This window comes from Microbacterium sp. CPCC 204701 (assembly GCF_004010105.1).
In the GTDB taxonomy this organism is placed as follows: domain Bacteria; phylum Actinomycetota; class Actinomycetes; order Actinomycetales; family Microbacteriaceae; genus Microbacterium.
This window is the reverse complement of record NZ_RRYE01000330.1, coordinates 1-3,322: the sequence shown is the minus strand read 5'-3', so window position 1 is coordinate 3,322 and position 3,322 is coordinate 1. Positions and strand designations below refer to the sequence as shown.

Genomic DNA, 3,322 nt, shown 5'->3' with positions numbered 1-3,322 from the left:
GGCCGGGCGGCCGGCGCCACAGAGACGGAGCTGTTCACAGGCTCCCTCAGCGAGGCCAACCTGCGTCTCTACGAGCGCGAGGGCTACACACAGACGGAGCGCGTCGCCGGCGACGACGGCATCGAGCAGGTCTTCCTGCGCAAGCGCCTGAACGCGTGACCCGGCTATCGTGACTTCGTGATCCCTCCTGAGAACCTGCTGGCGTTCACGCTCGCCGCGGCCGTGATCGTCGTGATGCCGGGCCCGAGCGTGCTCTTCACGATCGGGCGAGCGCTCGCGCTGGGCCGGGTGGGAGGCCTGCTCAGCGTGCTCGGCAACGCGCTCGGCATGCTTCCGCTCATCGTCGCGGTCGCCTTCGGCGTCGGCGGGATCGTCGCGCAGTCGGTCGTGCTGTTCACGGCTGTCAAGATCGCGGGAAGCCTCTACCTGGTCTTCCTCGGGGTCCAGGCGATCCGCCACCGCGGTCGCGCCGCCGCGCAGGCGAACGGTGCGCTCCCCCGCTCGGCATGGCGTCAACTCAGCGAGAGCTTCGTCGTCGGTGTGACCAACCCGAAGACGATCGCGTTCTTCGTCGCCGTCCTCCCGCAGTTCGTCGACGTCGGTGCCGGAGCAGTGCCCCTGCAGATGCTCCAGCTCGGGCTGGTCTTCGTCGCGCTCGCCCTGGCCTGCGACAGCGTGTGGGCGCTCGCGGCTGCGCAGGCTCGGACGTGGTTCGGCCGTTCGCCCCAGCGCATCGCGACGCTCTCGGCCACCGGCGGCGGGCTCATGATCGGGCTCGGCGGCATCCTCCTCTTCACCGGGAACGAGCACTGATGGGCGCTTCGACAGGCTCAGCGACCGGCGCGTCGACAGGATCGGCGGCCGGTGGTCGCCGCATCGTCTTCCTCGACGTCGACGGCACGATCCTCGAGCACGGCTCCCACGTTGCGCCCTCGACGGCGCCGGCCATCCGCGCGGCGCGAGCCGCGGGGCACCTCGTGTACCTCAGCACCGGGCGGTCGGCGTCCGACATCCACCCGCGCGTCGCCGAGATCGGTTTCGACGGCGCCATCACCAACTCCGGGGCCCTCGTGACCTCGGGCGACGCCGTCGTGGTCGATCGGCCCCTCACCCCGGCCCAGACGGACCGCCTCCTGGCGGTGCTGCGCGGGCGCGGCATCCGCTTCTTCCTGCAGACCCACGACGGCGTCTACGCGAGCGACGACATGGCCGAGCTCATGGCCTCGCATGCGCAGGCGCTCCGCGACGCCGGCGCGGGCGTGCGACCGGAGGACTCGATCGCCGGCCTCGCCGGCCGCGACTTCCCGAGCACCGCCCACGCCGACCTCACGCGCATCGCGAAGGCCGTGTTCGTGAGTGATCGCGCCGACGGCCTCGAGGTGCTGCGGTCAGACCTCGGCGACGAGTTCCTCGTGGTGCCGGGCAGCATCCCGCTGCCGGGGGGGTCGAACGGCGAGATCAGCGAGCGCGACACGACGAAGGGCTCGGCCATCGAGCTGCTGCTGCCGCACCTCGGACTCGACGCCGCCGACGCGGTCGCGATCGGAGACAGCTGGAACGACGTCGAGATGTTCCAGGTCTGCGGAGTGTCGGTTGCGATGGGCAACGCCCACGACGAGCTGAAGGAGCTCGCCCACTTCGTCACGACGAACGTCATGGACGACGGCATCGCGAACGCGTTCCGGCGGCTCGGACTGATCTGAGGCGCGGCCTTCGGCCCTACGCGGCCTCCGCCTCGGCTCCGAGGTTGACGAGGTTGCCGTCGGGGTCGCGCACCTGCGCGACGCGCTCACCCCAGGGCATGTCTTCGGGCGCCTGCTCGGCGCGACCGCCCGCGCCGGTCCAGGCCGCGAAAGACTCGTCGACGTCGTCGACGTAGATCCACAGCGCGACGCGATCGCCCACCGACGGGGGCAGAGCGCCGGGATCGCGACCGATGCCGAGCGACACCTCGCCGATTCGCAGCGAGACGTAGTCGTCCTCCTCGCCGCTGCCGAAGTGGTAGCCCACCTCAGCACCCAGCGCACTCCGGTAGAACCGCACGAGCCCCGGGAGATCGCGCGACAGCAGGATCGGGAAGAGGCTCCGCACCGGCACGGGAGTCACGATACCCCCGAGGCGGTCAGTCGAGGAAGATGTCGGGGAACAGTGCCGAATCAGGGGTCCCGGGCACCGCGGCGTACCGCGCGAAGTCGGTGATGCCGGCATCCGTCAGCACGTCCTCGACGATGAGCGTCTGCCCGGTGTACTCGCGCGCGGGCTTCGTGAAGATCTCGTACGCCGCGTCGGCGTAGATCTCGGGCGTGCGGCTGACCTTCATCATGCGGTCGCCGCCGAGCGCGAACCGCACGGCGGCGGTCGCGATCGTCGTGCGGGGCCACAGCGTGTTGGCGGCGATGCCGTCGCCTGCGAACTCGGCTGCGAGGCCCAGGGTCGCCATGGTCATGCCGTACTTCGCGAGCGTGTACCCGGTGTGCGCGCCGAGCCACTTCGGCGAGAGGTTGAGGGGCGGCGAGAGCGAGAGGATGTGGGGGTTCGGGGCATCCTTCAGGATCGGAACCGCCGCCCGCGACAGCATGAAGGTGCCGCGCACGTTGACATCCTGCATGAGGTCGTACTTCTTCGCCTCGAGGTCGAGCGAGCGAGCGAGGTCGATCACCGAGGCGTTGTTGAGGACGATGTCGATGCCGCCGAACTCGCCCTGGGTCTTGAGCACGGCCTCGGTGACGTCGTCGTCGTCGCGGACGTCGCCGACGATCGGCAGAGCCTGACCGCCGGCCTCGCGGATCTGCTCGGCCGCCGTGTGGACCGTGCCCTCGAGCTTCGGGTGGGGCGTGTCGGTCTTCGCCAGAAGCGCGACGTTCGCGCCGTCGCGCGCCGCGCGCAACGCGATCGCGAGGCCGATGCCGCGGCTGCCGCCCGACATCAGGATGGTCTTGCCGGCCAGCGGCTTGTCTGTCATCTCGGTCTCCTCGTTCAGGCGCGGGACTCGGCGGCGGCCTTGGCGGCGGCGGCCTTGGCGGATGCCTCGGCGAAGGCCGCGACGCGGGCCCGGGAATCGTCGGTGTCGAAGCGAGCGCCGATCGACGCGGCCTCGTCGGCGAGGTTCTCTTCGAAGCTGCGGTCGGGGCCGGTGCGGACGAGGCGTTTGGCCTGCCCGAATGCGGCGGTCGAGTTCTCGAGCCAGAACTGCGCGACCGCCTCGGCGCGCGCGGCGACCTCGGCGCCGGGCGCGACCTCGGCGACCAGGCCCCACTCGAGCGCGGTCGCCGCGTCGATGGTGCGGTCCTGCAGCAGCAGCTGCAGCGCGCGGCGCTGCCCG

General features: G+C 71.2%; 5 protein-coding genes. 2 read left to right on the top strand and 3 right to left on the bottom strand.

Features of this window, described 5'->3' with window-relative positions; all coding sequences use genetic code 11:
- Nucleotides 1–177: 177 nt before the first annotated feature.
- A complete protein-coding gene (locus EIO58_RS14850) occupies nt 178–813 on the top strand; it encodes a LysE family translocator (protein ID WP_127820173.1) in 636 nt (211 codons plus the stop codon).
- Entirely contained in the window at nt 813–1,703 is an 891-nt protein-coding gene (locus EIO58_RS14845; RefSeq protein WP_127820172.1) for an HAD family hydrolase, read from the top strand. Before EIO58_RS14850 ends, EIO58_RS14845 begins: the two co-directional genes overlap by 1 nt.
- Before the next feature lie 16 nt (nt 1,704–1,719).
- On the opposite strand, the gene EIO58_RS14840 is transcribed toward EIO58_RS14845, so the two are convergent.
- From EIO58_RS14840 to EIO58_RS14830, 3 genes are all read right to left on the bottom strand, one after another.
- The gene (locus EIO58_RS14840; protein WP_127820171.1) at nt 1,720–2,097 is read right to left on the bottom strand and encodes a VOC family protein; all 378 of its coding nucleotides are present in this window, start codon (nt 2,095–2,097) and stop codon (nt 1,720–1,722) included.
- 25 nt (nt 2,098–2,122) lie between these two features.
- Complete coding sequence (locus EIO58_RS14835) at nt 2,123–2,962, bottom strand: SDR family oxidoreductase (protein ID WP_127820170.1); 840 nt, start codon at nt 2,960–2,962, stop codon at nt 2,123–2,125.
- Nucleotides 2,963–2,976: 14 nt separating this feature from the next.
- Nucleotides 2,977–3,322, bottom strand: a 346-nt coding sequence (locus tag EIO58_RS14830; protein ID WP_240658902.1) for an enoyl-CoA hydratase/isomerase family protein, incomplete at its 5' end; no start/stop codon positions are given.